The sequence below is a fragment of the Melghirimyces algeriensis genome (assembly GCF_900182565.1).
Classification (GTDB): Bacteria; Bacillota; Bacilli; order Thermoactinomycetales; family DSM-45169; genus Melghirimyces; species Melghirimyces algeriensis.
In genome coordinates this window covers 73,302-98,797 of sequence record NZ_FXTI01000002.1, presented here as the reverse complement: position 1 = coordinate 98,797, position 25,496 = coordinate 73,302, and the positions used below count along the sequence as shown (strand labels likewise).

General features: G+C 47.6%; 27 protein-coding genes. 23 read left to right on the top strand and 4 right to left on the bottom strand.

What is annotated here, in order from left to right:
- The first annotated feature begins 34 nt into the window (after positions 1–34).
- The 16 genes from FN782_RS03520 (at position 35) to FN782_RS03445 (ending at position 13,822) form a co-directional block, all read left to right on the top strand.
- Positions 35–1,555, top strand: coding sequence for an AbgT family transporter (locus FN782_RS03520; protein ID WP_185956057.1), 1,521 nt, complete (start codon positions 35–37; stop codon positions 1,553–1,555).
- 21 nt (positions 1,556–1,576) lie between these two features.
- Complete coding sequence (locus FN782_RS03515) at positions 1,577–2,776, top strand: M20 metallopeptidase family protein (protein ID WP_142504403.1); 1,200 nt, start codon at positions 1,577–1,579, stop codon at positions 2,774–2,776.
- A 2-nt stretch (positions 2,777–2,778) separates the two neighbouring features.
- Positions 2,779–4,101, top strand: a complete 1,323-nt coding sequence (locus tag FN782_RS03510) for an amidohydrolase (protein WP_142504402.1) — start codon at positions 2,779–2,781, stop codon at positions 4,099–4,101.
- Between the two features lie 6 nt (positions 4,102–4,107).
- Positions 4,108–5,358: a M20 family metallo-hydrolase gene (locus tag FN782_RS03505; RefSeq protein ID WP_246064831.1), complete on the top strand. Its 1,251-nt coding sequence runs from the start codon at positions 4,108–4,110 to the stop codon at positions 5,356–5,358.
- 158 nt (positions 5,359–5,516) lie between these two features.
- Entirely contained in the window at positions 5,517–6,845 is a 1,329-nt protein-coding gene (locus FN782_RS03500; RefSeq protein WP_142504401.1) for a helix-turn-helix domain-containing protein, read from the top strand.
- 119 nt (positions 6,846–6,964) lie between these two features.
- On the top strand, positions 6,965–7,294 hold the full coding sequence (gene ylxM, locus FN782_RS03495) for a YlxM family DNA-binding protein (protein WP_142504400.1): 330 nt from the start codon (positions 6,965–6,967) through the stop codon (positions 7,292–7,294).
- A gap of 31 nt (positions 7,295–7,325) precedes the next feature.
- Positions 7,326–8,672, top strand: coding sequence for a signal recognition particle protein (gene ffh / locus FN782_RS03490; RefSeq protein WP_142504399.1), 1,347 nt, complete (start codon positions 7,326–7,328; stop codon positions 8,670–8,672).
- 34 nt (positions 8,673–8,706) lie between these two features.
- On the top strand, positions 8,707–8,979 hold the full coding sequence (gene rpsP / locus FN782_RS03485; protein ID WP_142504398.1) for a 30S ribosomal protein S16: 273 nt from the start codon (positions 8,707–8,709) through the stop codon (positions 8,977–8,979).
- A gap of 40 nt (positions 8,980–9,019) precedes the next feature.
- Positions 9,020–9,247 (top strand): KH domain-containing protein, encoded by a 228-nt coding sequence (locus FN782_RS03480; RefSeq protein WP_142504397.1) that lies wholly within the window; start codon positions 9,020–9,022, stop codon positions 9,245–9,247.
- Between the two features lie 32 nt (positions 9,248–9,279).
- Positions 9,280–9,798, top strand: a complete 519-nt coding sequence (gene rimM / locus FN782_RS03475; protein ID WP_142504396.1) for a ribosome maturation factor RimM — start codon at positions 9,280–9,282, stop codon at positions 9,796–9,798.
- A gap of 13 nt (positions 9,799–9,811) precedes the next feature.
- Complete coding sequence (gene trmD, locus FN782_RS03470; RefSeq protein ID WP_142504395.1) at positions 9,812–10,555, top strand: tRNA (guanosine(37)-N1)-methyltransferase TrmD; 744 nt, start codon at positions 9,812–9,814, stop codon at positions 10,553–10,555.
- 118 nt (positions 10,556–10,673) lie between these two features.
- Positions 10,674–11,018: a 50S ribosomal protein L19 gene (gene rplS / locus FN782_RS03465; protein ID WP_142504394.1), complete on the top strand. Its 345-nt coding sequence runs from the start codon at positions 10,674–10,676 to the stop codon at positions 11,016–11,018.
- Positions 11,019–11,113: 95 nt separating this feature from the next.
- Complete coding sequence (lepB, locus tag FN782_RS03460; protein ID WP_142504393.1) at positions 11,114–11,674, top strand: signal peptidase I; 561 nt, start codon at positions 11,114–11,116, stop codon at positions 11,672–11,674.
- Positions 11,675–11,690: 16 nt separating this feature from the next.
- On the top strand, positions 11,691–12,566 hold the full coding sequence (ylqF, locus tag FN782_RS03455) for a ribosome biogenesis GTPase YlqF (protein WP_142504392.1): 876 nt from the start codon (positions 11,691–11,693) through the stop codon (positions 12,564–12,566).
- Complete coding sequence (locus FN782_RS03450) at positions 12,556–13,338, top strand: ribonuclease HII (protein ID WP_142504391.1); 783 nt, start codon at positions 12,556–12,558, stop codon at positions 13,336–13,338. Before ylqF ends, FN782_RS03450 begins: the two co-directional genes overlap by 11 nt.
- Positions 13,339–13,456: 118 nt before the next feature.
- Positions 13,457–13,822, top strand: coding sequence for a YraN family protein (locus tag FN782_RS03445; protein WP_142504390.1), 366 nt, complete (start codon positions 13,457–13,459; stop codon positions 13,820–13,822).
- Positions 13,823–13,898: 76 nt separating this feature from the next.
- Here FN782_RS03445 and brnQ read toward each other — a convergent pair whose 3' ends face one another.
- Complete coding sequence (gene brnQ, locus FN782_RS03440) at positions 13,899–15,233, bottom strand: branched-chain amino acid transport system II carrier protein (RefSeq protein ID WP_142504389.1); 1,335 nt, start codon at positions 15,231–15,233, stop codon at positions 13,899–13,901.
- A 270-nt stretch (positions 15,234–15,503) separates the two neighbouring features.
- On the opposite strand from brnQ, the gene FN782_RS03435 reads away from it, so the two are divergent.
- The 4 genes from FN782_RS03435 (at position 15,504) to FN782_RS03420 (ending at position 19,693) form a co-directional block, all read left to right on the top strand.
- Positions 15,504–15,686, top strand: coding sequence for a hypothetical protein (locus tag FN782_RS03435; protein ID WP_142504388.1), 183 nt, complete (start codon positions 15,504–15,506; stop codon positions 15,684–15,686).
- An 83-nt stretch (positions 15,687–15,769) separates the two neighbouring features.
- On the top strand, positions 15,770–16,480 hold the full coding sequence (locus FN782_RS03430) for a Type 1 glutamine amidotransferase-like domain-containing protein (RefSeq protein ID WP_142504387.1): 711 nt from the start codon (positions 15,770–15,772) through the stop codon (positions 16,478–16,480).
- Positions 16,481–16,682: 202 nt separating this feature from the next.
- Positions 16,683–18,014: a D-serine ammonia-lyase gene (locus FN782_RS03425; protein WP_142504386.1), complete on the top strand. Its 1,332-nt coding sequence runs from the start codon at positions 16,683–16,685 to the stop codon at positions 18,012–18,014.
- Between the two features lie 149 nt (positions 18,015–18,163).
- Positions 18,164–19,693, top strand: coding sequence for a YifB family Mg chelatase-like AAA ATPase (locus FN782_RS03420; protein ID WP_142504385.1), 1,530 nt, complete (start codon positions 18,164–18,166; stop codon positions 19,691–19,693).
- Between the two features lie 172 nt (positions 19,694–19,865).
- Here FN782_RS03420 and FN782_RS03415 read toward each other — a convergent pair whose 3' ends face one another.
- Genes FN782_RS03415 through FN782_RS03405 form a run of 3 tightly spaced genes read right to left on the bottom strand, consistent with a single transcriptional unit; the run spans position 19,866 to position 21,234 of the window.
- Positions 19,866–20,399: a permease gene (locus FN782_RS03415; RefSeq protein ID WP_142504747.1), complete on the bottom strand. Its 534-nt coding sequence runs from the start codon at positions 20,397–20,399 to the stop codon at positions 19,866–19,868.
- Positions 20,399–20,881, bottom strand: coding sequence for a hypothetical protein (locus FN782_RS03410; RefSeq protein ID WP_142504384.1), 483 nt, complete (start codon positions 20,879–20,881; stop codon positions 20,399–20,401). Before FN782_RS03410 ends, FN782_RS03415 begins: the two co-directional genes overlap by 1 nt.
- On the bottom strand, positions 20,881–21,234 hold the full coding sequence (locus FN782_RS03405) for a PadR family transcriptional regulator (protein WP_246064830.1): 354 nt from the start codon (positions 21,232–21,234) through the stop codon (positions 20,881–20,883). The genes FN782_RS03410 and FN782_RS03405 overlap by 1 nt, the downstream gene beginning before the upstream one ends.
- Before the next feature lie 654 nt (positions 21,235–21,888).
- On the opposite strand from FN782_RS03405, the gene FN782_RS03395 reads away from it, so the two are divergent.
- The 3 genes from FN782_RS03395 to FN782_RS03385 are packed head-to-tail and all read left to right on the top strand — an operon-like array spanning position 21,889 to position 25,462.
- The gene (locus tag FN782_RS03395) at positions 21,889–22,284 is read left to right on the top strand and encodes a MerR family transcriptional regulator (RefSeq protein ID WP_142504383.1); all 396 of its coding nucleotides are present in this window, start codon (positions 21,889–21,891) and stop codon (positions 22,282–22,284) included.
- On the top strand, positions 22,281–23,801 hold the full coding sequence (locus FN782_RS03390) for a class I adenylate-forming enzyme family protein (protein WP_142504382.1): 1,521 nt from the start codon (positions 22,281–22,283) through the stop codon (positions 23,799–23,801). Before FN782_RS03395 ends, FN782_RS03390 begins: the two co-directional genes overlap by 4 nt.
- Positions 23,798–25,462: an acyl-CoA dehydrogenase family protein gene (locus FN782_RS03385; RefSeq protein ID WP_142504381.1), complete on the top strand. Its 1,665-nt coding sequence runs from the start codon at positions 23,798–23,800 to the stop codon at positions 25,460–25,462. The genes FN782_RS03390 and FN782_RS03385 overlap by 4 nt, the downstream gene beginning before the upstream one ends.
- Positions 25,463–25,496 lie beyond the last annotated feature (34 nt).

Genomic DNA, 25,496 nt, shown 5'->3' with positions numbered 1-25,496 from the left:
AGTTTCCGAAATAGGAGGGAGGATTCAATTGTCAATGATCAAAAATGATACCGTTAACAAAGGTGTGATGTTGCGTTTTCTGGACATGGTGGAGAAAGCGGGGAACAAACTTCCACATCCATTTTTGCTTTTTGTTTACTTATCCATTGGCATGATCCTGTTATCTGCGGTGGTTAGTCAATTGGGCATTACGGTAGTCCACCCAGGTGAAGGAAAAGAAGTCGCCATTAAGAGTCTGATATCTGGAGAAGGTTTAACATTTATCCTGACCTCCATGGTGGGCAACTTTACCGGATTTAAACCCCTGGGACTGGTATTGGGGATGATGCTTGGAATCGGATTGGCTCAAAAGGTGGGTCTGATCCAAACCTTTATGAAGAAGACAATTATCAATGCGCCGCCAAAACTGGTCACGTATGCTGTCATTTTCACCGGAGTGCTTGGAAATCTGGCTTCTGACGCTGCCTTCATCATTGTTCCCCCCATTGCGGCGATGGTCTTTCTGACTCTGGGCCGGCATCCGATTGCTGGATTGGCCGCTGGGTTTGCAGGGGTGGGTGCCGGTTTTACGGCAAATGTGATTATTGCCGGGACAGATGCATTATTGTCCGGGATTTCCACAGAAGTTGCCAAAAATGTGGATAAAAGTTTGGTCGTTACACCTGTAGATAACTGGTATTTCATGAGTTTTTCCGTTCTGATGCTGATGATTGTCGGAGCGTGGATCACAGAGAAAATCGTCGAACCGAAGCTTGGAACATACAAAGGACCCAATAATAAGGAAATGGAAGCCATTACGGCGAAGGAATCCAAAGGATTGCGTAATGCGGGGATTGCGGCAGCGGTTTACGTGTTACTGGTTTCCCTGGCCACGTTCTTGCCCGGTGCGCCGCTGAGCAATGAGCAGGGCGGTTTGATTCCCTCTCCGCTGTTGGATGGGATTATTCCAATCACCTTGTTCTTCTTTATCATCCTGGCGGTTACCTATGGGGTGACGGTTGGCAAAATCAAGAGAACAGAAGATGTGCCCAAGTTTATGGGTGAATCGATGAAGGATATGTCTGGATTTATCATCTTGATTTTTGCCGCAGCGCAGTTTATTTCCTATTTTGAGTGGAGCAACATCGGGGTTTGGATTGCGGTCTCTGGAGCAGAGTTTCTGAAGAGTATCCATTTGACGGGACTGCCGGTGATCGTTGGATTTATTTTTCTGACTGCGGTATTAAATCTGTTTATCTTCAGTGGTTCCGCACAATGGGCTTTAATGGCACCCGTCTTTATTCCAATGTTCGCATTGTTAGAGTATAACCCGGCTTTTGTACAACTGGCCTACCGAATTGCCGATTCCTCCACAAATGTGATCACACCGTTAAATCCATATGTGCCAATGGTTCTGGCTTTTATGAAAGAATACGATAAAAAATCCGGGTTTGGCACGCTGTTTTCGGTAATGATCCCGTATGCACTGATCTTCCTGATCATCTGGACCTTGACCTTTATCGGCTGGACATTGCTGGGATTACCGATTGGTCCGGGAGTGGAAATGAAATTATAGCAGTGAAATGGGTGGAGTGAAATGTATAAAGAGAGACCGGATTTCAAGGGAATGGGTCGAGTGGTGGAAAAAGAGATTCTCGCGATCCGAAGGCATTTGCACCAATGTCCGGAACTGAGTGGAGAGGAATGGGAAACATCCGCTTTTATCGAAAAGAAATTGCAGGAGTACGGCATTCCTTATACCAAAGGATATGCCGGAACAGGAATCCTCGGGGTGATCGATGGTGGTCGCTCCGGGGCCACTGTTGCGTTACGGGCAGATATTGATGCATTGCCCATTGAAGAAAAAGTGGAATCAGCGTATCAGTCAAAGTACAAAGGAAAGATGCATGCATGTGGACACGATGCCCATACGGCTATGCTGTTGGGAGCCGGCAAGCTTCTGATGGAACGAAAAGGGCAGATTGCCGGGAGGGTATTGTTAGTGTTTCAGCCATCGGAAGAGGATTCCCCGATCGGTGGTGCTCAACCGGTAATGGATGATGGTATCTTTGATCAATACCGGCCGGATGTCATTTTTGGACAGCATGTCTGGCCAGATTTACCGTCGGGAACGGTTGGTGTACGGGATGGAGTGATGATGGGGGCGTCAGATCGGTTTCGGGTCACCTTTTATGGAATGGGGGGCCACGCCAGTATGCCACATCAGACAACGGATGCCGTAACCATTGCGATGACTGTGATCAACCAATTGCAGACCATCGTGAGTCGTAATGTGGACCCCCTGTCTGCCGCAGTATTGACCGTAGGAAAAATCGAAGGTGGCTACCGATACAATGTGATTGCTGATCAGGTGACGGTAGAAGGAACGGTTCGGACACTGGATGAGGAGAACCGCAATCTGATGAAAGAGCGCTTCCATCAGATTGTACGGGACGGAACACATGCGATGGGTGGAAAGGCGAAGATCGATTATATCCAAGGGTATCCGCCAACAGTCAATCATACCCGCTGGGCGCAACGGGTTCGAAAAACTGCACGTGCGATGTTTGGCGATGCATCCGTTCCACAGGTGAATCCCTCTTTGGGAGGTGAAGACTTCAGCCGCTATCTGAAACAATACCCTGGTGCATTCTTTTGGCTGGGGGTTCGGCCCAAAGGGGGGCTGCCCAAGCCATTGCATGATCCCCATTTTGACCTGGATGAGGATGCATTGGCCCCTGGAGCGGAGTTGATGGCACAAGTGGCAGTGGATACACTGGCTGAATGGGAGGAGTAAGGATGTCATCCCTGCATCGAGAGATTAACACATTTGTACAAAAAGAATCGAAGCGATGGATTGCCTGGAGGCGCCAGTTGCATCAATATCCGGAGGCAGGATGGATGGAGTATGTGACCACTTGGCGGATTTGGGAAGAGCTGAAGCGATTAGGCTTTCAAGTGTTTGCCGGTAAGGAGGCGGTAGACAGCAAATCACGAATGGGCGTTCCCTCTTTTGAACGCTTGAAGGAAGAGGAAAAAAGGGCACAAAAGGCGGGTGTGCCTGCTTATTTCTTGCAACAGATGGAAGCTGGGCACACCGGCGTGGTGGGGGTCTGGGATACGGGGCGAGAGGGTCCGCACATTGCTTTGCGGTTTGATATCGATGCCTTGCCAGTGACTGAATCCTGTGTAACGGATCATTTTCCTGCCCGAAGCGGTTTTGTTTCAAAACGGAACGGATGGATGCATGCTTGCGGACATGACGGTCATACAGCGATTGGATTGGGTGTAGCTGCTTTTCTCAGCAAATACGGAGATCGGATGAAAGGGAAATTGACGCTGTTGTTTCAACCGGCGGAAGAAGGTTCCAGAGGGGCAAAAGCCATGGTTGAAAAGGGATGGATGGAGGGGGTGGATATCTTTTTGTCCGGACATATTGGGATCGGTTCCGATCTGCAGTTGGGAGATATTGCAGCCACAACACATGGCTTTCTGGCTACCACCAAGTGTGATGTCACCTTTCGGGGTCGCTCAGCTCACGCCGGCAAAGAACCGGAACGAGGGAAAAATGCACTGTTGGCAGCTTCTTCTGCCGTTCTCCAGTTACATGCCATTTCCAGGCACAGCGGTGGTCAGACACGGGTGAATGTAGGAACATTAATAGCGGGAACAGGACGCAATATCATTGCGGACTGGGCAGAAATGCAATTGGAGACGCGCGGGGAAACGGCGGAGTTAAACCGTTATATGAAGGAAGAAGTGCAACGGATTATCCAGGCTGTGGCCAAAATGTATGATGTGAAAGCGGAGACTGAAATTGTGGGAGAAGGTATCAATGCAGAAAGTGATGCTGAGTTTATCCCCGTAATTGAAAGCGTATGTGCACAAAGCGAACAGATTCATCGAGTGATTCCCCGGTATGACTGCGGGGCATCGGAAGATGCAGCTTATATGATGAGACGGGTGCAGGAACAAGGAGGGAAAGCGACATATCTGCTGTTTGGTACACCTCTGAAAAGCGGTCATCATCACCCGGCATTTGATTATGATGAGCAGGTGTTGTCTGTTGCAGTGGAAACACTGGTACGAACGGTGGTCGATCTACAAGAAAAAGAGGTGTAAACTGCGGTGAACCAAAAAAAGTGGTTGATTAAGACATGGAAAAAATTGAATCGGACAGATGTCATGGAGCGGGAAGAGGGCTTTACCCGGTTAGGGTACAGTGAGGAAGAGTGGGAATCGATCGCCGCATTTATTCAGGAGGCACAAGCTTTGGGGCTGGCAGTGATTCGGGATGCCGCAGGGAATGCCATCGCCCGGTGGGAAGGAATGCATTCGGAAGCCGGTGCAGTGGCGATGGGATCTCATTTGGACACTGTGAAAAACGGCGGTGGCTATGACGGTGTCGCAGGTGTGTTGTGCGGTTTGGGAGCGGTAAAAGCGCTGAAAGAGGAAAACTACCGCCCTGTTGTACCCGTAGAGGTGATCTGTTTTGCCTCTGAAGAATCCTCCCGGTTTGGAGTATCCACCATCGGCAGTAAAGCGATGACAGGAAACTGGCATCCGGAAATGTTGAGGGATGTGACAGATACAGAAGGGATTACCGTTCGACAGGCAGTGGAAGAGCGCGGGTTATCCTTTGAGCAAATGGAAGAGGCTCGGCGGCCGTGCAAGGCGATTCGCCATTTTGTGGAACTGCATATTGAACAAGGTACCCGGATTGAAGAAGCCGGCAAAGATTTCGGCGTTGCCACCGCCGTTGCCTGTCCAATCCGCTTGCGCATTCGAGTAGTGGGGAAAGCGGGGCATACCGGCTCCACTCCGATGTCTCGTCGGTGGGATGCTTTGGTCGCGTCGGCTCCGTTGATTTCTTTCATCTCGGAGCGGGCCAGACAGCTTTCAGAGGAGAATGATGTACCTGTGGTGGCTACAGTGAGTCAAATCAATCTGACTCCCAATGTGATAACGGTGATTCCGGAAGAGGTTGTGCTGGGTATCGATATTCGAAGTGTCAACGATTGTCTGAAGCGCTCCCTGGCGGATGAGATTCAGGAGAAGATGGAGCGACTGGCAGATGAAGATGGGGTCTCTTTTACAGTGGAGACGTTAGTAGATGATGATTCGGTAAAGCTGGACCCGGATCTCTCCACCTCTCTGCAGCAGATGGGTCAAGCGCTTGGATATGAGGGGTTGATGATGGAAAGCGGGGCGGGTCACGATGTGATGAACATGGCTGCCCGTTGGTCGAGCGGATTGATTTTTATTCCCTGCCGGGATGGTCTAAGTCACCATCCGAAAGAGTATGCATCACCAAAAGATTTACAGATGGGTGTGGAGTTGTTGAAAGCATATATCCGTCAATATGCCGGAGAACAATAAGCCACTTGCGATTGAGATTACATATATGTTTGAAAAGGGGTTAGAGAGCGTTTCCCATGCACCCCAATATCCTTCATCCCTTTCCAATGGAAGGGTTTTTTTCTTTGTGCTTCATTTTTGGTAAAGTATAGAAGAGTGAAGCGAAGCGGAGGGGTTGTATGAAGACGCGGTTAGGAATTTTGGGACCGGAAGATTCAGTCGATCGGATTCGAGAAGTGGCAGAAAAAATGAAGGACTTGGAGTTGGCCTTCTTTCCGTACACCCAGGTAGTGGAAGCGGAGGAGTTGATTCGTAATAACCGGCATCGGGTGGATCATTGGTTTTTATCCGGTCCTGCGGTGTACAGGTTTCTGATAAAAAAGGGGTTGCTAAGTCCAGAGGAGGCGAGTTATCCAGCTTTGTACGGTTCCAGTCTGATGGGGATTCTTTTGGAAGCGTTCACCGTATCAAAGAAACCGATCCATCGCGTCGGTTTAGATACCATTCGCCCCTCTGAAATTGATTCTGTCCGTAAAGATTTCCATTTGGAAAATGTGGACTTTGTGTTATATCCAAAGGAAACGGTTTTACCAGCGGAAGATGTGATTGATTTTCATATGGGTCTGTATGAAAAGGGGCAGACAGATGTGGTGCTTACCTGTATCAAAACCGTGTATTTGGCCTTGAAAGAAAACGGGGTTCCATGTTTCAGAGTGAGCCCCTCCCGATTGGGAATAGAGTTGGAATTGCGCTATATTCGGGAATATGCACAGGCTCGCTGGTATCGGAAGTCCTCCCTTGGGATGGTCGGCGTTGAAGTGCCGCTTACGGGAAATACCGAGAACCATTCCCATTATTCCTATCGATTGAAGCGACAATTGCTGGATTTGAAAAGGTTTCTGTTGGAGTATTCGGAGATGGTCCAGGGTTCATTTTCTGAAGTGGGGGATGGTCTGTTTTTTATTTACACCACCCGCGGGGAACTGGAGTTAAAAGAAAAAGAGTATGACTTTTCACGCGTTTGTTTGGATATGGAGAAACAGACGGGACTTCCTGTTCGCTTGGGGATTGGATACGGAATGACCGCATGGGAAGCGGAGCAAAATGTTCGACAGGCTCTACTTGTGGTTCAAAAGGAAGACCGGGGGACGGTTGTGTTGGTGGATGAGGAAAGTGAGGTGACGCTGTTTAAAGAGGAGCAAACGCTTTCTTATCGGCAACGGTTTTCCGGAACGGAATGGAGCAAACAGCTGAAAGCAGCCAAAATCAGCCCGGCAGTGATTGATAAAATCGTTTCCTATTACCACTATTATGAGAAAGATTCTGTGACCGCCAATGAAATCGCTACTTGGTTAAAAAGTACTGTTCGGAATGCACGGCGAATTTTATCCGAGTTGGAGCGCCTGAACCTGGTAAAAGTGGTCGGGGAGGAACAAAGCGGTCGCGGACGTCCTCGAAAAAGATATGAGTTATTGGTAAAGGACCCGTGTGATACGGAAGAGTTGTAAAACCTGGATATCGATTGTTCAGTGCTGTCAATGAAAAGAACTTGACATCCTATGTTCATCCTGATATGATAGCGATCGTGTAAAGGTGATTGCCTTGACGCGGATGTGAGGTGCTCTTATTGTTAGATAAGACAACCCGGGTCAATCTGCTATATGACTTCTACAGTCCGTTGTTGACGGAAAAGCAGCGAAGCGTGATGGAGCTGTATTTTCATGAAGACTGGTCCCTTGGGGAAATTGCCGATTATATCGGAATCTCCAGGCAAGGGGTATATGAAACGGTCAAACGGTCCCAAATGGTTCTGGAAGAGCTTGAAAGTCAATTGGGACTGCTGGATAAACACATTCACAGAATGAAGATTGCACAGACAATTACAGATAAACTGAACGATTTGCCAGAACAAGAGACTGTCCGGAAGTTGCTGGATGAACTTCTGGAGTTGGATTGACCGATGATCACGAAACGGGGGAGGCGACAACATGGCATTTGAAGGGTTGTCCGAACGGCTGCAATCAGCTCTCGCCAAATTGAAAGGAAAAGGAAAAGTGGGCGAAGGGGACGTAAAAGTTGCGATGCGGGAAGTCCGCCTGGCCCTTTTGGAAGCTGATGTCAACTATAAAGTGGTGAAAGATTTCGTGTCCAAGGTTCGGGAACGGGCCGTCGGACAGGAAGTGTTAAAGAGCCTAACGCCCGGACAACAAGTGATCAAGGTCGTAAATGAAGAATTGACCCAGTTGATGGGTGGAAGTCAAAGCAAGTTGGAGCTCTCCTCCAGACCCTCCGTCATTATGATGGTCGGTCTGCAGGGGGCAGGAAAAACAACCACCAGCGGAAAACTGGGCAGATATCTAAAAAAACAGAATCGAAAACCGCTCTTGGTGGCAGGTGACGTTTACCGACCGGCAGCCATCCGGCAATTGGAAGTACTCGGTGAACAAGTGGACCTTCCCGTTTATTCCTTGGGGGATAAGGAGAATCCTGTACGGATTGCTGAACAGGGAGTTGCCCAGGCCAAGACGGATGGTCTGGATACAGTCTTGATCGATACAGCTGGACGTCTTCACATTGATGAAACCATGATGGAAGAGTTGAAGGCGATTAAGGAGACGGTCCGACCGGATGAAATTTTGCTGGTAGTGGATGCGATGACCGGTCAAGATGCTGTCAATGTGGCGGAAAGCTTCAACCGGGAATTGGGATTGACCGGAGTGGTCTTGACCAAACTGGATGGAGATACCCGTGGAGGCGCAGCCCTATCCGTTAAATCGGTGACGGATTGCCCGGTGAAATTTGTCGGGATGGGTGAAAAGGTGGATGCTTTGGAACCTTTTCACCCGGAACGGATGGCTTCCCGCATCCTGGGAATGGGAGATGTCCTTACGCTGATTGAAAAGGCACAAGCTTCCGTGGATCAGGAGAAGGCGAAGGATCTGGAGCGAAAGATGCGCACCCAACAGTTTACGTTTGATGACTTTTTGGATCAGATGGATCAAGTGCGCAATATGGGTCCTCTGGATGAACTCCTTGGAATGATGCCGGGGATGGGACAGATGAAAAATATGAAGAACCTCCAGGTGGATGAAAAACAACTGACCAAAGTGGAGGCGATTATCCGGTCCATGACACCGGAGGAAAAGCAAAAGCCGGACATCATCAACGCCAGCCGTCGCAAACGGATTGCAAAGGGAAGTGGAACGACGGTCCAGGATGTGAACCGATTAATTAAGCAGTTTATGGATATGAAGAAAATGATGAAGCAGTTTTCTTCTATGTCCAAAGGAAAGAAAAAAGGATTGGGGAAATTTAAATTCCCGTTTATGTCCTGAGTTTTTGGTTGATCCTGCAGAGGAGGTGAGTAAAATGGCAGTAAAAATCCGTCTGAAACGGATGGGTGCAAAAAAGGCACCGTTCTATCGTCTCGTTGTGGCTGATTCCCGTTCGCCGCGCGATGGTCGCTTTATTGAGGAAATTGGTTACTACAACCCGTTGACCAAGCCGGCCCAAGTGAAAATCAATGAGGAAAAAGCTTTGAAATGGCTGAACACGGGAGCCCAGCCTTCTGATACAGTGAAAAACCTGTTCCGTCAGGAAGGTCTTCTGAAAAAGCTTCATGATGCCAAAAATCAAAAGTAAGTTCCCTTTCCGAAGTGATCGGGTGTGAGGGGGAATCCAATTGAAGGAATTGGTTGAAGTCATCGCCAAAGCACTGGTGGATCATCCTGAAGCCGTTCGTGTCCAAGTGGAGGAAACAGAGAATCATGTTGCACTCCGACTCTCTGTTGACCCGGCAGACATGGGAAAAGTAATCGGAAAGCAGGGAAGGATCGCCAAAGCGCTTCGCACGGTTGTGGGAGCAGCTGCGGTGAAAGAAAAGAAACGGGTCACGGTGGAGATTGTCTGATTGACCTGGGTCTTTGGAAAGGAGGCCGATCCATGCGTGAACCGGAATGGTTAACGGTTGGCTATATCGCAGGAACCCATGGGATTCGTGGCGAAGTTCGGGTGGTTTCCAGGACGGATTACCCGGAAGTCCGGTTTGCTCCCGGTGCCAAACTCTCTCTTTTCCATCCGGAACTGAAGTCGATGCAACTTACCGTTAAGCATGGACGCCCCCATAAAAACTTCTGGTTGTTGCAGTTTGAGGAGTGGGAAAGCATCAACCAGGTGGAGCCCTTTAAAGGGGGAGTTTTGGTGATTGGTCGGGAGGATGCCATGGAGACGGAAGAAGATGCATATTACCTTCACGAAATTATTGGATGCAAGGTGATCACTACGGAAGGGGATATGGTCGGAACCGTCGCTGATATTCTTCAACCCGGTGCCAACGACGTTTGGGTGGTTCAAAAGGAATCCGGTGGAGAAGTTCTTATTCCTTTTATCGACGATGTAGTCAAGGATGTCGACCCTGGGACCAAACAGGTAACCATCCATTGGTTGGAAGGGTTGGAGTAGGGGTGACAGGATATTGCGTTTTGATATATTGACGTTATTTCCGGAAATGTTTGAGGGCTTCCTGTCTTCCAGCATGATCAAACGGGCCATTGACCGGGATGTGATCACCGCTTCCATTATCAACTTCCGGGAATACAGCACGAATAAACATCGAACCGTTGATGATACGCCATACGGCGGCGGTGGAGGAATGGTATTAAAGCCTGAACCCCTTTTTCGGGCAGTGGAGGACCTCACCCAAAATGAGCCCGTACGGCCTCCTGTGCTGATGATGAGTCCTCAGGGCACGCCTTTCACACAAAAAAAAGCGGAAGAGCTCGCCCAGAATCATCGGTTAATCCTTCTCTGTGGTCATTACGAGGGTTTTGACGAACGAATTCGTCAGCACTTGGTGGATGAGGAGATTTCCATCGGTGACTATGTGCTGACGGGTGGGGAACTTCCAGCGATGGTTCTTATGGATAGCATCAGTCGGCTGGTACCCGGTGTTTTAGGAAACGAATCTTCAGCGAAAACGGATTCTCATTCCACAGGTCTCTTGGAATATCCTCAGTATACCCGACCTCTTGAGTTTCGCGGTTGGAAAGTGCCAGATGTCCTGTTGTCAGGACATCATGCGGAGATTGACCGTTGGCGACGTTACCAGTCGTTGAAACGTACCCTGGAGCGTCGGCCGGATCTTTTGGAACGTGTGGATTTAACCGAAGAAGAGCGTGGTTGGCTTCGGGAACTAAAGCAAGGCCATCGGAATGGATAATGTTCTTTCCGAAAGGGCTTCATTGTTTTCGGTCAACCCATATGCTACAATGATTTTTGTGCTTCATCGCTACCTATTTTCATCATATATAACATAACGGTGAAAGGAGGGGAAAAACATGAAACAAGTCGTACGCGATCTCGGTGAAGAACAATTGCGCAAAGATGTCCCCCAATTTCGTGCCGGTGACACCGTCCGGGTTCATGTGAAGGTTGTGGAAGGACAGCGCGAACGGATTCAGGTTTTTGAAGGGGTTGTCATCAAGCGTCGTGGAGGGGGAATTTCCGAAACGTTCACTGTTCGAAAAATCTCCTACAATGTGGGCGTAGAACGGACTTTTCCGCTTCATTCTCCACGGATTGATAAAATTGAAGTCGTTCGTCGTGGTAAAGTACGTCGTGCCAAGCTGTACTATCTGCGGAAATTGCGCGGAAAAGCAGCTCGAATCAAGGAATTGCATTAACCAGTTTGAAGGGCTTGTAATCAAGCCCTTTTTGTCGCTTATGTCAAGATCTTCGCATTTTTGTCGGTTTTACCGTGAGAGTCAGGAGGAGCTTCATGAGCGAGTTCATCCCCCGTTCCGCCAGACACGGACGACGCAGGAGTCGGGGAAATGATGATACATGGGAGTGGATTCAGGCACTGGCCATTGCCGTGGTTTTGGGCTTGATTATCCATTACCTGGTCTTGACCCCGTTCAGCGTCTCCGGACCTTCGATGCTGTCTACTCTGCATGATGGTGATCTGGTAATCGTAAACAAAATCATATATAAGTTTCGTGACCCAAAGCCTGGTGAAGTGGTTGTTTTTCATGCAACCGAGGAAAAATATTATATTAAGCGAGTGATTGCTCTTCCAGGTCAAACGGTTTCTTCGTACAACGACACCGTACGGGTAAACGGCAGGAGTATTCATGAGCCTTACATCGATGAAGAGAACCTGACGGAGGATTTCGGACCCGTCAAAGTGCCAGAAGGGCATGTTTTTGTCATGGGGGACAATCGGATGAACAGTACGGACAGCCGCAGTCCGGAATTGGGTCCGACTCCCATTGATAAAATTGTGGGAAGAGCTGACTTGGTATTCTGGCCCTTAAGGGACTTTCAGGTTCTTTGGTAAAGGCAGGTGATTCTTTATGGAAATCCAATGGTTTCCCGGTCATATGGCCAAAGCCCGCCGTCAGGTGGAGGAAAAGCTGAACCAGGTAGATTTGATATTTGAAATCCTGGATGCACGGTTGCCGATGTCCAGTCGTAATCCAATGATTGATGATTTGATTAAAGAGAAGCCGCGGCTGGTTCTTCTTTCCAAAAGCGATTTGGCAGACCCTGCAATTACCCGTCTCTGGACGGAGTATTTTGAAAAAGAGAATGTTCGGGCGCTACCTTTGGATATATTGTCAGGCAAGGGTGTGAAACACATCGTTTCCATCAGCCGGGAGTTGATGAAGAAGAAGATCGATATTCAGTCCAAAAAGGGGATTCGGCGTCATCGGATTCGTGGTATGGTACTGGGGGTTCCCAATGTGGGCAAATCGGCTCTGATTAACCGTTTGGCCGGACGAAGTACAGCCAAGACAGGGGATCGTCCGGGAGTAACCCGCGCCCAGCAGTGGATCAAGCTTGGGGATGGAATGGAACTGTTGGACACGCCGGGTATTCTGTGGCCCAAGTTTGAGGATCGCCTAGTTGGATTGCGATTAGCCGCCAGTGGAGCGATTAAAGAAGAGATTCTTTCAGTGGATGAGGTTGCTCTTTATCTCCTGCAGTACCTTTCCGACCGGTACCCAGACAGCTTGAAGAAGCGATATAACATGGAAAATGCAGAAACGTCCGATGGACTGACCCTCCTAAAAGGAGTGGGTAAACGGCGTGGTTGTATGAGGAAAGGGGGAGAAGTCGACCTGGAGAAAGCGGCTGAGTTTGTTCTTCGTGATCTGCAATCCGGTCGACTGGGAAGAATTTCACTGGAGTTTCCCTCGGATTGGGAGGAGGAACGGGATGAAAGTTGACGCGACCATTCGTGAGATTGCGGAACGGATCAAAAGTGGAGAGGAGCTACCAGACTCCTATATTGACTCCCTTCTTAAGGATACTCGTTCCGGTGTTCAACGGTTGGCTCGTTCATATCTCAAAAAGCGGGAAGCAAAACAGCGTGAACAGGAACGGATTCAACGGATGTGGCATTTTGAACGTACATATCGTAAACAGGGATATCAGTTGATTGCGGGTGTGGATGAGGCGGGGCGGGGACCGTTGGCTGGTCCGGTCGTGGCTGCTGCGGTGATTCTTCCGGAAGGTTTTGATGCCGAGGGTTTAAACGATTCCAAAAAGCTGTCATTGGATGAGCGGGAATCTTTGCGGGAGAAAATTCAACGTGATGCAACCGCTATTGGTGTCGGGATCGTGGACCATCACTACATCGATCAACATAATATTTTGCAGGCCACCTATGAAGCGATGCGACGGGCTGTGGCAGAGTTGTCACCGGCACCGGAATATCTTCTCTTGGATGCAGTTCAAGTCCCCGGATTGAAAATTCCACAACACCCCATTGTAAAAGGGGATGCCCTCAGCCATTCCATCGCTGCAGCCTCCATTATCGCAAAGACTGTTCGTGACCGTTGGATGAAGGAAGTGGATGAAATCTATCCTCACTATGGGTTTCGAAAAAATATGGGTTATGGAACGCCAGACCACTTGGCGGCACTGGACCGTTGGGGAGCTTGTCCCATTCACCGCACAAGTTTTGCACCGGTTGAAAAGCGCTATGAAAAAAAGTAACCTCGTGTACATGATTTTAGCGAGGTTGCTTTTTTAATTGCCATAAAATGTATAGCGATATGGTAAAATGGAAAACAGTGGGGTCTGAAATGTAAAGAAGTGGAGAGGGGATCGACGTATGAAGAAAGATCGGAGGAGAGAAACGGGAAGGATTGGGGAACAACTGGCAGCACAGCATCTGAAGGAAAAAGGGTACACGATACTGGAAATGAACTGGCACCACCCCCTTGGCGAGTTGGATCTGATTGCAAAAAAGGGTGACTGTTTGGTGATTGTAGAAGTACGTACAACCCGTAGCAGAAATTTTGGATACGGCTTTCAGTCCATTAACTGTCAGAAACAACAACAGGTACGCAAATTGGCTCTGTTGTACCTTCAAAACGGTCATTTCCCAGACATCTCATTTCGGATCGATGTGATCTCGGTTCTCCTTGCCTCCACTGATGAACCGATCCAGATTGACCATTTAAAGGGGGCTTTTTAAATCCCCAAAAGGATGATACATACCAAACGAGAGTGAAAAAAGCTCTCTCCCTTCAAAGGGGAAAGAGCTTTTTGAATTACATGGATTCTCGGCGGGTCAAGGCATTGTATGATTTTAACCGATAGAGCCCATAACCGAACAGAGCACCCAATATCGCTGGGAGAAGCCAACCAATCCCTTCTGAGTAAAGGGGAAGCCAACCGTATAGCGATTCAGCCCATGAAACGGAAAGTTGCAAGGCTTTCAGCCCGTCCACAATACTGACCAAGGCTGTACCGATCAAAGCGAAGACATATACCTCTCGCATCTCCTGAAGCATTGGAAACAGGTTGAGGAGGATCAGTACAATCGCTAATGGGTAAAGAGCGGTTAGAACCGGAACAGAGACAGCAATAATTTGAGTCAATCCCATATTGGCAACAGCCATGGCAGCGATACACAGAGCCGCTGCTGTTTTTTTATAGGAAAGACCGGGAATAAGACCGGAAAAATACAGAGATGATGAGGTAACAAGTCCTACAGAAGTAGTCAGGCAAGCGAGTGTGACTGCAATTCCCAACAATAGGGCCCCTGGCGTTCCAAACAGCTCCAGGACAACGGATGTAAGAATTTGTCCTCCGTTTTCGGACATGCCCAGCGATTGACTGGTAGCTCCAAGGTAACTCAAGGTCAGATATACCAAAGTAAGGCCAATGGCCGCTACCAATCCCGCTTTAACCGTGACGGAAATCAAGCTTTTTTCATCTTTGGCTCCTCGCTCCCTGATCGCGCGGATGGCAACAATCCCAAATACAAGTGCTCCCAAGGTATCCATGGTAAGGTATCCATCCATAAACCCTTTGAAGAAGGGATTCTCTTGATAGGCTTCAGTGACAGAGCCCAGGCCTCCCACAGGGTTTAGAATACTCTTGACCAATAATGTTGCGATAATGACCAACAACAAAGGTGTCAGAATTTTCCCAATACGATCTACCAATTTGGATGGATTTAGAGAGAGATAGTAGGTAATCGTAAAGAAGATCAAAGAATATACCAACAGGGGCCAACCAGCAGAATGGAGCGATTCTGAAATAAAAGGAAGCGCCCCCATTTCAAAAGCAACGCTGGCCGTTCGCGGTGCCCCAAAAAGGGGACCGATGACTATATAAACGGCAACGGTAAAGGCGATTCCAAACCAAGGATGCACCTTTTGCGCCATTTTCTGAAGATTTCCGCCTGTAAGAGCGATGGCAATGACTCCTAATAGAGGAAGTCCTACCGCGGTGACGATAAAGCCGGTCATGGCGGACCAGAGATTTGATCCAGCTGCTTGTCCCAGCGCTGGAGGAAAGATCATATTTCCTGCACCAAAAAATAATGCCAGCAGCATGAGTCCAATGGAAATGGTATCTTTTGACTTTAAGTTGCCCATACTCACTACTCCCTGTATTCTGAAATAAATGATTAATAAATGCACATTGGTTTTTACTATATCAAAGATTAAAATGGTTTGGTACCATTTTTGCATAAGAAATGTTAACCAAATATGACGAAGAGGAGAAACCAGCTATTCCTTTATATCACTGAGAAGTTTCCATTCATCATGATACAATTCTTTGATGGTTTTGCTAGAATACTTACTCAATCCAGTCTTTTTCTTAAAATGTGAATAGAGTTTAGGAAAATAGAAGGAGACAGCAAAATGAGTGTTTTACCTGAATTGTTGGAGCTGGTCTGGATCGCACTGAAATGGATCGGTCGTTTCTTCATCAGCATTCTTGATGCAATGACGATTGTGGACTTATTGGATGAAATGAGAAAGAAAGTGAGGCGTTTTTTAAAAAGACGCAAACGGGAAGGATGTGATGAGCAGGAGAGAAAGTGAGTGAAATGTTTGGCTGAAGCATCCTAGGCTGATTCTTCTCCCTTAATGTGTTTGTGACATCAAATGAAAATGGAGGAATGAACATGAAGCAGATTATTGCCATGGGGGGTGGTGGGTTTTCCATGGAACCGGAAAACCTGCTCTTGGATCAGTATATCTTGAAGCAATCTGGGAAACCAAAACCGAAGGTCTGTTTTGTTCCTACCGCCAGCGGGGACTCCGTCAGCTATATTCGGAGGTTTTACCGGGCGATGAAATCCTTGGATGGTGAACCATCCCGATTGACATTGTTTCCTCCCACCACAGCAGATTTGGAAGACTATGTGATGGAAAAGGATATTCTCTATATCGGAGGTGGAAATACCCGCAATCTGATCGTTCTCTGGAGAGAATGGGGACTGGATCAGATCATTCGCAAAGCTTGGGAAAATGGAATGATCCTGGCTGGGATCAGTGCAGGTGCCATCTGTTGGTTTGAGCGAGCGGTGACGGACTCCATTCCCGGACAAATCAGTGCAATCGATGGCTTGGGTTTTCTTCCCGGAAGCTGTTGTCCCCATTTTGATGGAGAAACGGATCGCCGTCCCGGATTTCATCAGCTGCTTTTGGATGGAGTAATCGGAGATGGGTTTGCGATTGATGACGGAGCAGCTCTTCATTTCAATGGAACCCAATTAAAACGTGTGGTCAGCTCCCGCCCCTACGCCAAGGCGTATGCGTTGAGAAGAAAGGGAAATCAGGTGGAGGAAGCTTCCTTATCTACAGAGTATTTGGGAGAAAAGGCATTTGATTAAAGGGGATACGTTAAAGCTGTGTCTTTGCGAAATGAAGTGAAACAATGTTTTTACGGATTTGCAGTGGTTGTATATAAATGATGTATCTATCAAAGGTTGAAAAGTAGTTATCAAAAAGAACTGAAGCGCTCAATCCTGGCCAGAGAATAGGAGAATCTCTCATCTGTTTTTCCAAAATCAAAGAATACAAGGGGATAGGAATATGAATCAAAAGATCGTCGGTAAGGATAAAAGGGATTGGATTCGCGCATTCCCGCTCATTGAGAAAATCATTGAAACAGAAGAGGTTGTATGGATCAACCCCGAAAAAGAGAATTTTTCCCCTGAATCAGGGGTCATCAAAAAAGAAGAAATTGTGGATGCGGAAGAACGGTTAGAACGTTTTGCTCCGTTTATTATGAGGTCCTTTCCGGAAACGGCTGCCTCTGGTGGACTGATTGAGTCCCCTTTACTGGAGATTTCCCAGATGAAGAAGCGATTGATGAAGATGTCCAAGGAGGAGATCAAAGGGCGTCTCCTGCTGAAAGGAGACCATGCTTTGCCCATCGCTGGTTCAATCAAGGCCAGAGGTGGAATTTATGAGGTGTTGAAGATTGCGGAGTCGTTGGCGTTATCTGAAGGAATGATTTCCACTGACGACGATTACGGAATGTTACAGGAAGATCGGTTTCGACAGTTTTTTTCAAATTACTCGATCGCGGTAGGTTCGACAGGAAATTTGGGGCTCAGCATTGGAATCATAAGTGCAACGCTAGGATTTCAGGTGACCGTCCATATGTCGAGTGATGCAAAACAGTGGAAAAAAGATCTGCTGAAAAGGAAAGGGGTTCAGGTCAGGGAGTATCCGTCAGACTACAGCCAAGCGGTTGAAATGGGTCGTCAACAGTGCGGGGAAGATGAGCGATGTTTTTTTATCGATGATGAACATTCCCGTGATCTGTTTCTTGGCTATGCGGTTGCCCCAATGAGGTTGGAGAAACAGTTAAAAGAAATGGATGTGAGAGTGGATGAAGACCATCCATTGTTTGTCTATTTACCCTGTGGTGTGGGTGGAGGACCCGGTGGGATCGCCTATAGCCTCAAGATGCTGTATGGAGAGCATGTCCAATGTTTTTTTGCGGAACCTACACATTCTCCGAGCATGTTATTGGGCGTGATGACCGGAAAGCATGATGCAATCAGTGTTGGGGACTTTGGAATCGATAATCGGACGGATGCGGATGGACTCGCTGTGGGACGGCCGTCCAGTTTTGTCGGGAAAACAGTCGGTCCCTATCTGACAGGTATTTATACGGTAGAGGATCAAATGTTATACAAGCTTTTGTACAACCTCTATCAAACAGAAGAAATCAAACTGGAGCCCTCCGCATTGGCGGGGATGTATGGACCCGTTCAAATCGCTCGTAACGGATGGTTTTCAGCAAACTACTCGGCGGAGCAGCTTCAAAACAGCACACATATTGTATGGGCGACCGGTGGGAGTTTGGTTCCTGATGAAATCATGGAATCCTATCTTCAAAAAGGAAATGTTTAAGGAACATGGTTTCTCTGTTGTCTTCCATTCTAAAAGGAATTTCCGTACGAAAGTGTGTCAGCAACCCCTCTTCCCCTTCCATATATTGTATGATATAAAATAGATAAATCAACAAAAAATCCCTGTATTCGACAGGTTCGGAGGTTTGTATGTACGCTAAATTGTACAGCAGTTCGGTGCTGGGGATCGATGGATACATTGTGGAGGTGGAAGTGGACATCAGCAATGGATTGCCGATGTTTGATCTGGTGGGACTGCCGGATTCAGCTGTGAGAGAATCGCGGGATCGTGTGCGGGCTGCGGTTAAAAACAGTGAATGCCAGTTTCCGTTACAACGCATCACAACCAACTTGGCGCCGGCAGATTTAAAAAAAGAGGGGAGCAGTTTTGATTTGGCCATTGCTGTAGGGGTGTTGGCCGCCAGTGGTCAGGTGTCAGGAGAAGGAATGGAGAAAACCTTGTTCCTGGGGGAATTAGCCTTGGATGGGAAACTCCGCTCCTTGACCGGGGTGTTGCCCATGGTGATGGCTGGAGTGAAAGAAGGGTTTGTCCGCGTCATCCTTCCCCATTCCAATGCAACGGAGGCCAAACTGGTAGAAGGAATAGAAGTGATCCCGGTTTCTTCCTTACAGGAGACGGTGGCGTTTCTGCGGGGGGAATGGCAACCACGGGAAGTGAACGAGGAGCCGGCGATGGATGAAGAGGAAATAACGTGGGATGATTTTGCCGATGTGCAAGGACAAGCCCATGTAAAAAGAGCGATGGAAGTCGCTGCCGCTGGTATGCATAACTTACTCTTTATTGGACCTCCAGGTTCGGGAAAAACCATGTTGGCACGGCGCATCCCCTCTATTCTGCCGGAGATGTCCATGCAGGAGTCATTGGAGGTAACCAAGGTCATGAGCATTTCCGGTCAACTGAGTCGAAAGGGAGCGCTAGTGACACAGCGTCCCTTTCGTTCCCCTCATCACACCATTTCTCCCGCAGGTCTGATCGGCGGTGGCTCCACTCCCAAGCCTGGAGAAGCAAGCCTTTCACACCGCGGCGTCCTTTTTCTGGACGAAATGCCGGAATTCTCTAAAAGTGCTCTGGAAGTCCTTCGACAGCCCTTGGAAGACCGAAAAGTGACCGTTGCCCGTGCTCGCGCAGTACTAACCTTTCCATCGGAATTTATGCTGGTTGGTTCAATGAATCCGTGTCCTTGTGGCTTTTTTGGATATGAAGAGGATCGAGCCTGCAATTGCACGCCCCATCAGGTACAACGATATCGTTCTAAAATTTCCGGTCCCCTTTTGGATCGGGTCGATATCCATGTGGAAGTGCCACGGGTAGATTATCAAACGCTTTCTTCCAACCAAAAAGAAGAGTCGTCTGCCATGATCCGAGAGCGGGTGGCCCAAGCCCATGCCATCCAGACAGAACGCTTTAAAGGAACCGGAATTCTGTACAACGCTGCCATGCCTCCGGCATGGTTACGGAACCACTGTTCATTAGACAAGGATGCCAGGGATCTTCTCAAACAATCCTTCGACACTTTGGGCCTTTCCGCCCGCGCCCATGACCGCATCCTAAAATTGGCTCGAACCATTGCGGATCTGGAAGGGAAAGAGGCCATCAACACAGCCCACGTAGCCGAAGCGATCCAATATCGAACCTTGGACCGAAAGTGGTGGGAGTAGTGGTGAGAATGTTAACCCGAAGCCTCTTCAGTCTCTTTCGGGTCTAACCATTCCTTATCACAAATTTTCAGGAAAAGATCAACAACCATATCGTACCCATATATAACAAGAACTCCAAACGACTCGGAAATTGGCTGCCCCTCTATTGGTTTATCGCCGTCACATCTCCTCTTCAGCCTGTCTCTTTGACTCGTTTGTACATTGCTGCACGCTGGTCATGAGTTATGAACTTTTCAATGATATAAGCGGATAGGAGGAACAGCACAAGGTTGACAGAGATGTGCAAAAATGTGAATGTCATACCGAGTGAAATGACTTCATAAATGACGACGGTAAGCTTCATTGTACCAAAAGCACCGAGAAAGAAGAGGACGTACGAAATCCGAGCTCCTTTTCGCAAGAAGAGTGCTGCAACGGGAAAAGCAACGTACAACGGGCCGGCGGCGACAGCACTTAACAATAAAACCAGTCCAATACCTTTCCAGCCAGCATGCTCTCCCATATACTGTACCAGTGTATCCTTGTCCACCCAGACATCCATGAGTCCGATAAAGATGAAAATGGGGGGTAAAAAGATCAGCATATCCATAATGGCGTCAATGGTTGTTTGCGTGGCATTTTGGCCAATGCTCGGATCAACAAGCCATAAAAGCCCAAGCACTCCCGTCATGATTAATGCGTTACGATAAGTTTTAAGCTGTTTTATCATACCACCATCACCACCCAAATAACGAACGTAAAGAGAATAGAAATGAGCAACGCACTCATGTTACGCCAAATAGCTACAGACTTTCCGAAATATTGAGTCTCCACTGGTAAGGTCATGATGCCAACGGCCATAACAGAACTTACAAATGCTGCCACCTGAGGATATCCTGCTCCATTTTCCAGAAGAACACCACCGAGAGGAAAAACAATAAAGCTTGGGATCAAGGTGATCGATCCAATGATAAGGGAGAACGCTACACCAAATATTCCCGACTCATCTCCGATAAGTGTAGAAATCATCTCTGGTGTTAAAAGCGCAAGGGAAACCCCGACAAGTATCATTATCACAAGCACTTGAGGAATTAATTTTGAAAAGCCTTTCCATGCTTTTATCAGTGCCTGCTTTGTTTTCGCTTGATTCTTAAAAAAGGAAACGGAAACAAGAATCGTTGCTGTACTATATAAAATCAGGCCCGTCATTAGGGTTCCCTCCTTTCTTTTTTGATGTCGCGATACATTTCTAAAAAGAATTCGAGTCCTCTCAAACTCTGATAAATATCTTCTTTAAATTCTTCAAGCAAATCCCAACCGTATGCTGTTATGCGGTACCATTTCTTCGGCCGCCCCGATAACGGAGTGTCCCAATATGACTCGATCGCTCCACATTTTTCTAATTCCTTGAGTACACGATATGTGGCGGCACTGTCCATTCGGTTATATGGTACTCGTTTTTCAAACTTCTCGAGCAAAAGGCCTCCATAAGCCGGTTCCTCAGCCAGCATCAAAAGGACGAATGAAGGGGCATGTCGTCCACTCTTAAACTTTAACTTCACATCAAACTCCCCCTTATACTGTTAATAACACTATACTGTTATTAACAGTATAGTGCCGGGAATATGTTTTGTAAAGAAAACTTTCTTCTCAATCAGCTCTACGTAGTACGGACAGATCCAAATGCAAAATTGTCATCAGATGACATGAGAAGCTCTATTACGGAACGTTCCTTCAAAGGTTACATATAGATTTCAAATACTCACAACCTTTTATCAAGGGGAAATTACTATCCTGAGTTGCAACGATTGTTGGGACGATCCCCAATTTTCTATCCGACCTTCAGTCGGACGGACGAAGCCCGAAAACGACGGAAACGTACGAAGAGTGATCTATCAATTCATCCGGTGGTTTGAAGACACAACGGGGGAAGAGTTCGATCCCTGAGAGGTAACCCGATCGACGTTGCCGACTATCAGCGCTACAATGGGGTTACTTTTCTTTCCTCACAAACATTCGGTAATATACGGCTGATTTCTAGTACTTTAGTGTTGACTACTTATAAAACAAATCAATCCGGTGATAAATCGGAACTTATTTTCTGATATCACTACATGATTACAAGTAAAATGAACGAAGATGAATATTCATTGACATTAACGTTAACGTAAACTAGAATATAAGTAAACTTAATTTTCAGAGAGTTGTGAGCAACTATGAACCAGACTTATTCTATCTCAGATCTTGCAAGGGAATTTGACATCAGCACGCGGACCATTCGCTACTACGAAGAACGGGGTCTGATTCACCCCGACCGCACAGAAGGGGGACAACGGGTGTATTCCCGCAAGGACCGGACCCGGTTGCGCCTGATTTTACGGGGGAAACGGTTCGGTTTTTCCTTGGATGAAATTGTGGAAATGATTGATATGTTTGACCAGGACCGCTCCGGCCGAAAGCAACTGGTGGTCACCATTGATTATGGGAAGAAAAAAATCGGGGAGGTAGAGGAAAAAATTCAGGATATGATGGCCCTGAAAAAGGAAATGGAGGATTTGCTCGAAGATTTTGAGAAACGTCTGGATCAATTAAGGGGGAGGAATAAACTCTGAATATCTCTGAAATGCTGGCAAGAAATGCGAGAAAGTTTCCGAACAAAGAGGGGTTTATTTCAGGCAAAGGGCGCCTGACGTACAAAGAGGCCGATGACAGCGTAAACCGGCTGGCCCATTCTCTGAAAACGGCCGGATTCAGCGAAGGGGAGAAAGTGATTTTATTTTCGCCCAATACGATGGACTTTGTTTACAGTTATTTTGCGGTTCAGCGCCTGGGAGGCATCATCGTGCCCATTAATGCCCGCCTAACTACGGAGGAAATCCGCTATATTTTAGAGCACAGTGAAGCGAAAGTCTTCATTGGCCATGAGATGCTGTGGAATCAGGTTGAACCGCTCCTTGAAGACTTTCCAATTTTATGGATCACCACTGGCGAATCCGCTCACCCTGGGGTGGAAAATTTAGACACCTTGATTGAAAGCGGTTCCATCATCCCGGTCGAGTGTACGTCCAAAGAAGATGATCTCTCAACCATGCTGTATACATCCGGAACAACTGGAAAGCCCAAGGGTGTGCTCCTTTCCCAGCGCAATGTCCTGACCGTTGCTGTCACGATGTGTATAGAAACCGGGATGAATGATAACTCCCGCATTTTGCAAATGATGCCATTAAGCCACTCAGCACCGCTTCATCTGTTTTTTGTGGCCGGTACATATGTGGGTGCCACTCATGTGCTTGCTCCAAGGTTTACGCCGGATCTGCTGCTTCAGCTGGTTTCCGCAGAAAAAATCACCCATTTCTTCGGAGCACCTGTCGCCTACCTGCTGACCGCGAAGCATCCCGACATTGAACAGTATGACCTTTCTAGCGTTCAGCGGTGGGTTTACGGCGGATCTTCCCTTTCCAAAATGGAAGTGCAGTTTGTGCAGGAAAAATTCCAGACTGACCAGCTCATGTGTGTCTATGGTTTAACTGAAGCAGGCCCCAACGGCACGTTCCTGAGACCGGAGGATCATCAGACAAAAGCGGGAAGCATCGGGAAACGGGCCGCCCTCAATTGTGAGGTTCGCATCGTCAATGAACAGGGGGAAGATGTGGAATCTGGTGAAATTGGGGAAATTATTTTGCGCGGTGAAGGGAATATGGTCGGCTATTACAAGGATGAGGAGAAAACCAGGGAAACCATCAAGGACGGCTGGCTGTTCACAGGGGACATGGCGAAATTTGATGAAGAAAGATATATCTGGGCGGTGGATCGAAAAAAAGATATGATCATCTCCGGCGGGGTCAATATTTATCCAAAAGAAATCGAAGATACCCTGAGGACACATCCGAATATTGAAGATGTGGCTGTGATCGGTGTGCCTTGCCCTGACTGGGGCGAGACTGCCAAAGCCTTTGTGGTGCTGAAAAACAATATGGAAGATCTGGAGGCCAGCTGCAAAGAATTTCTCACTGATAAACTGGCGAAATACAAAATTCCGCGCATTTATAAATCCATTGACGAATTGCCGCGAAATGCCACCGGGAAAATTTTAAAACATCATTTAAGGGCAGAGGAGAATGTGAAATGAGTGAATTTTATAATCAGGAAGCGGTATTGCTCCGGATTTTAAAGGATAAACTGGACCCGGAATTGTATGAGTATGCGGTGAACGAACTGGAAATCTTTTATGAAAAATGCTATGACGAGTTTGATCTCCGGGCTGTGCACACCGATCGGGAAGGACAGCCGCAGCTGATCAAGTACAATCGCTTTGGTGACGATGTATCCGAAATCTGGGTCAATGAAGGTTATAAGAAGACGGTGGAAGATACCTACAACTCCGGAATTGTGGGCTATGTTTACAAACCGATCCCTGGACTTGGACGCAAAGGAAACTATTTGTACAGCTATGCACAGGGGTATTTGCTGTCCCAGGTGGAGCCAGGCTTTTACTGCCCGGTTACGCTCACAATGGCTGTGGCCTATTTAATTGACCAGTTTGCCGATGAAGGACTCAAAGAAAAATTTCTGCCCCATGTGCTTTCCACTGGTGAAGTGGAGCTGTATGAAGGGGCGACGTTTTTAACGGAACGCCAGGGCGGTTCCGATGTGGGAGCCAATGAAGTCCAAGCCGTGAAGGATGGAGAAGCATACCGCCTTTACGGAGAAAAATATTTTGCCTCCAATGCCGGACAGTGTGGGGTAGCAACTGTTCTGGCTCGGATCGAAGGGAGTGAGCACGGCACGAAGGGATTAAGCTTATTTCTCGTTCCCTGGCGGAAAGACGACGGTACCATCAATGGTATTCAGGTGCGGCGCCTGAAGGATAAACTGGGTGTCCGGGCGGTCCCATCAGCGGAAATCGTTTTTGAAGGGTCAACGGCCTACCTGGTGGGCGATCCAAAAAAAGGTTTTTATTATATGATGGAAGCGCTCAACTTGTCCCGGGTGTGCAATGCGATAGCTTCTTTGGGCATTATGAAACGGGCCCTGAAAGAATCCTATGAGTATGCCGACTGGCGGGAAGCCTTCGGACAAAAAATTATCAATTATCCGATGGTGCAGTGCACTCTTACCAATCTGCAGGCCCGTTATGAAATTGAACTGTCTGCCCTGTATGAACTGATCGAACTGTTTGATCGGGTCATGAATCACAGAGATCAGGCCAGTGAGGAAGAAATCGCTCTCAACCGGTTGCTAATAGCTCTTTTAAAGGCACGGACGGCCGGTGAAGCCATTGACTTTTCCCATGAAGCCATTGAGGTTCATGGGGGGAATGGCTATATTGAAGATTTTGTGACGCCAAGGCTCCTGCGGGATGCCCAGGTGCTCACGGTCTGGGAGGGTACGGCTAATATTCTGGGTCTTGAAGTGCTCAGGCTGATTAAAAAATATCAGGCGCACCAACTCTTTTTCAAAAAGATTCATAAGGTGTTAACCGGACATTCTCTGGATCAAAAATGGATCAAACCAATTGAGGAAAAACTGGAAAAGCTGAAAGTCATGCTGATCCGTCTCGAAGGCGAAGATCAGGTTGCCCAGACCTATCATGCCAGACGCATCGCCAACTATATGACAGATATTTATCTTGCTGCTCACGCCGTAGAACGGATTGAAAATGAGCGGGATGAAATCATCGCCCGGTTGCTGATTGATCATCTTTATGGGGATCACGGGCTGGATGAAGACATGCTCCAAGTGAAAGAGTTTGACAAAATTATGAAACCTAGGACACTATGTGTAAAATAGTTCTCGAGGGAAATGGATAAAATTACCTAAAAAA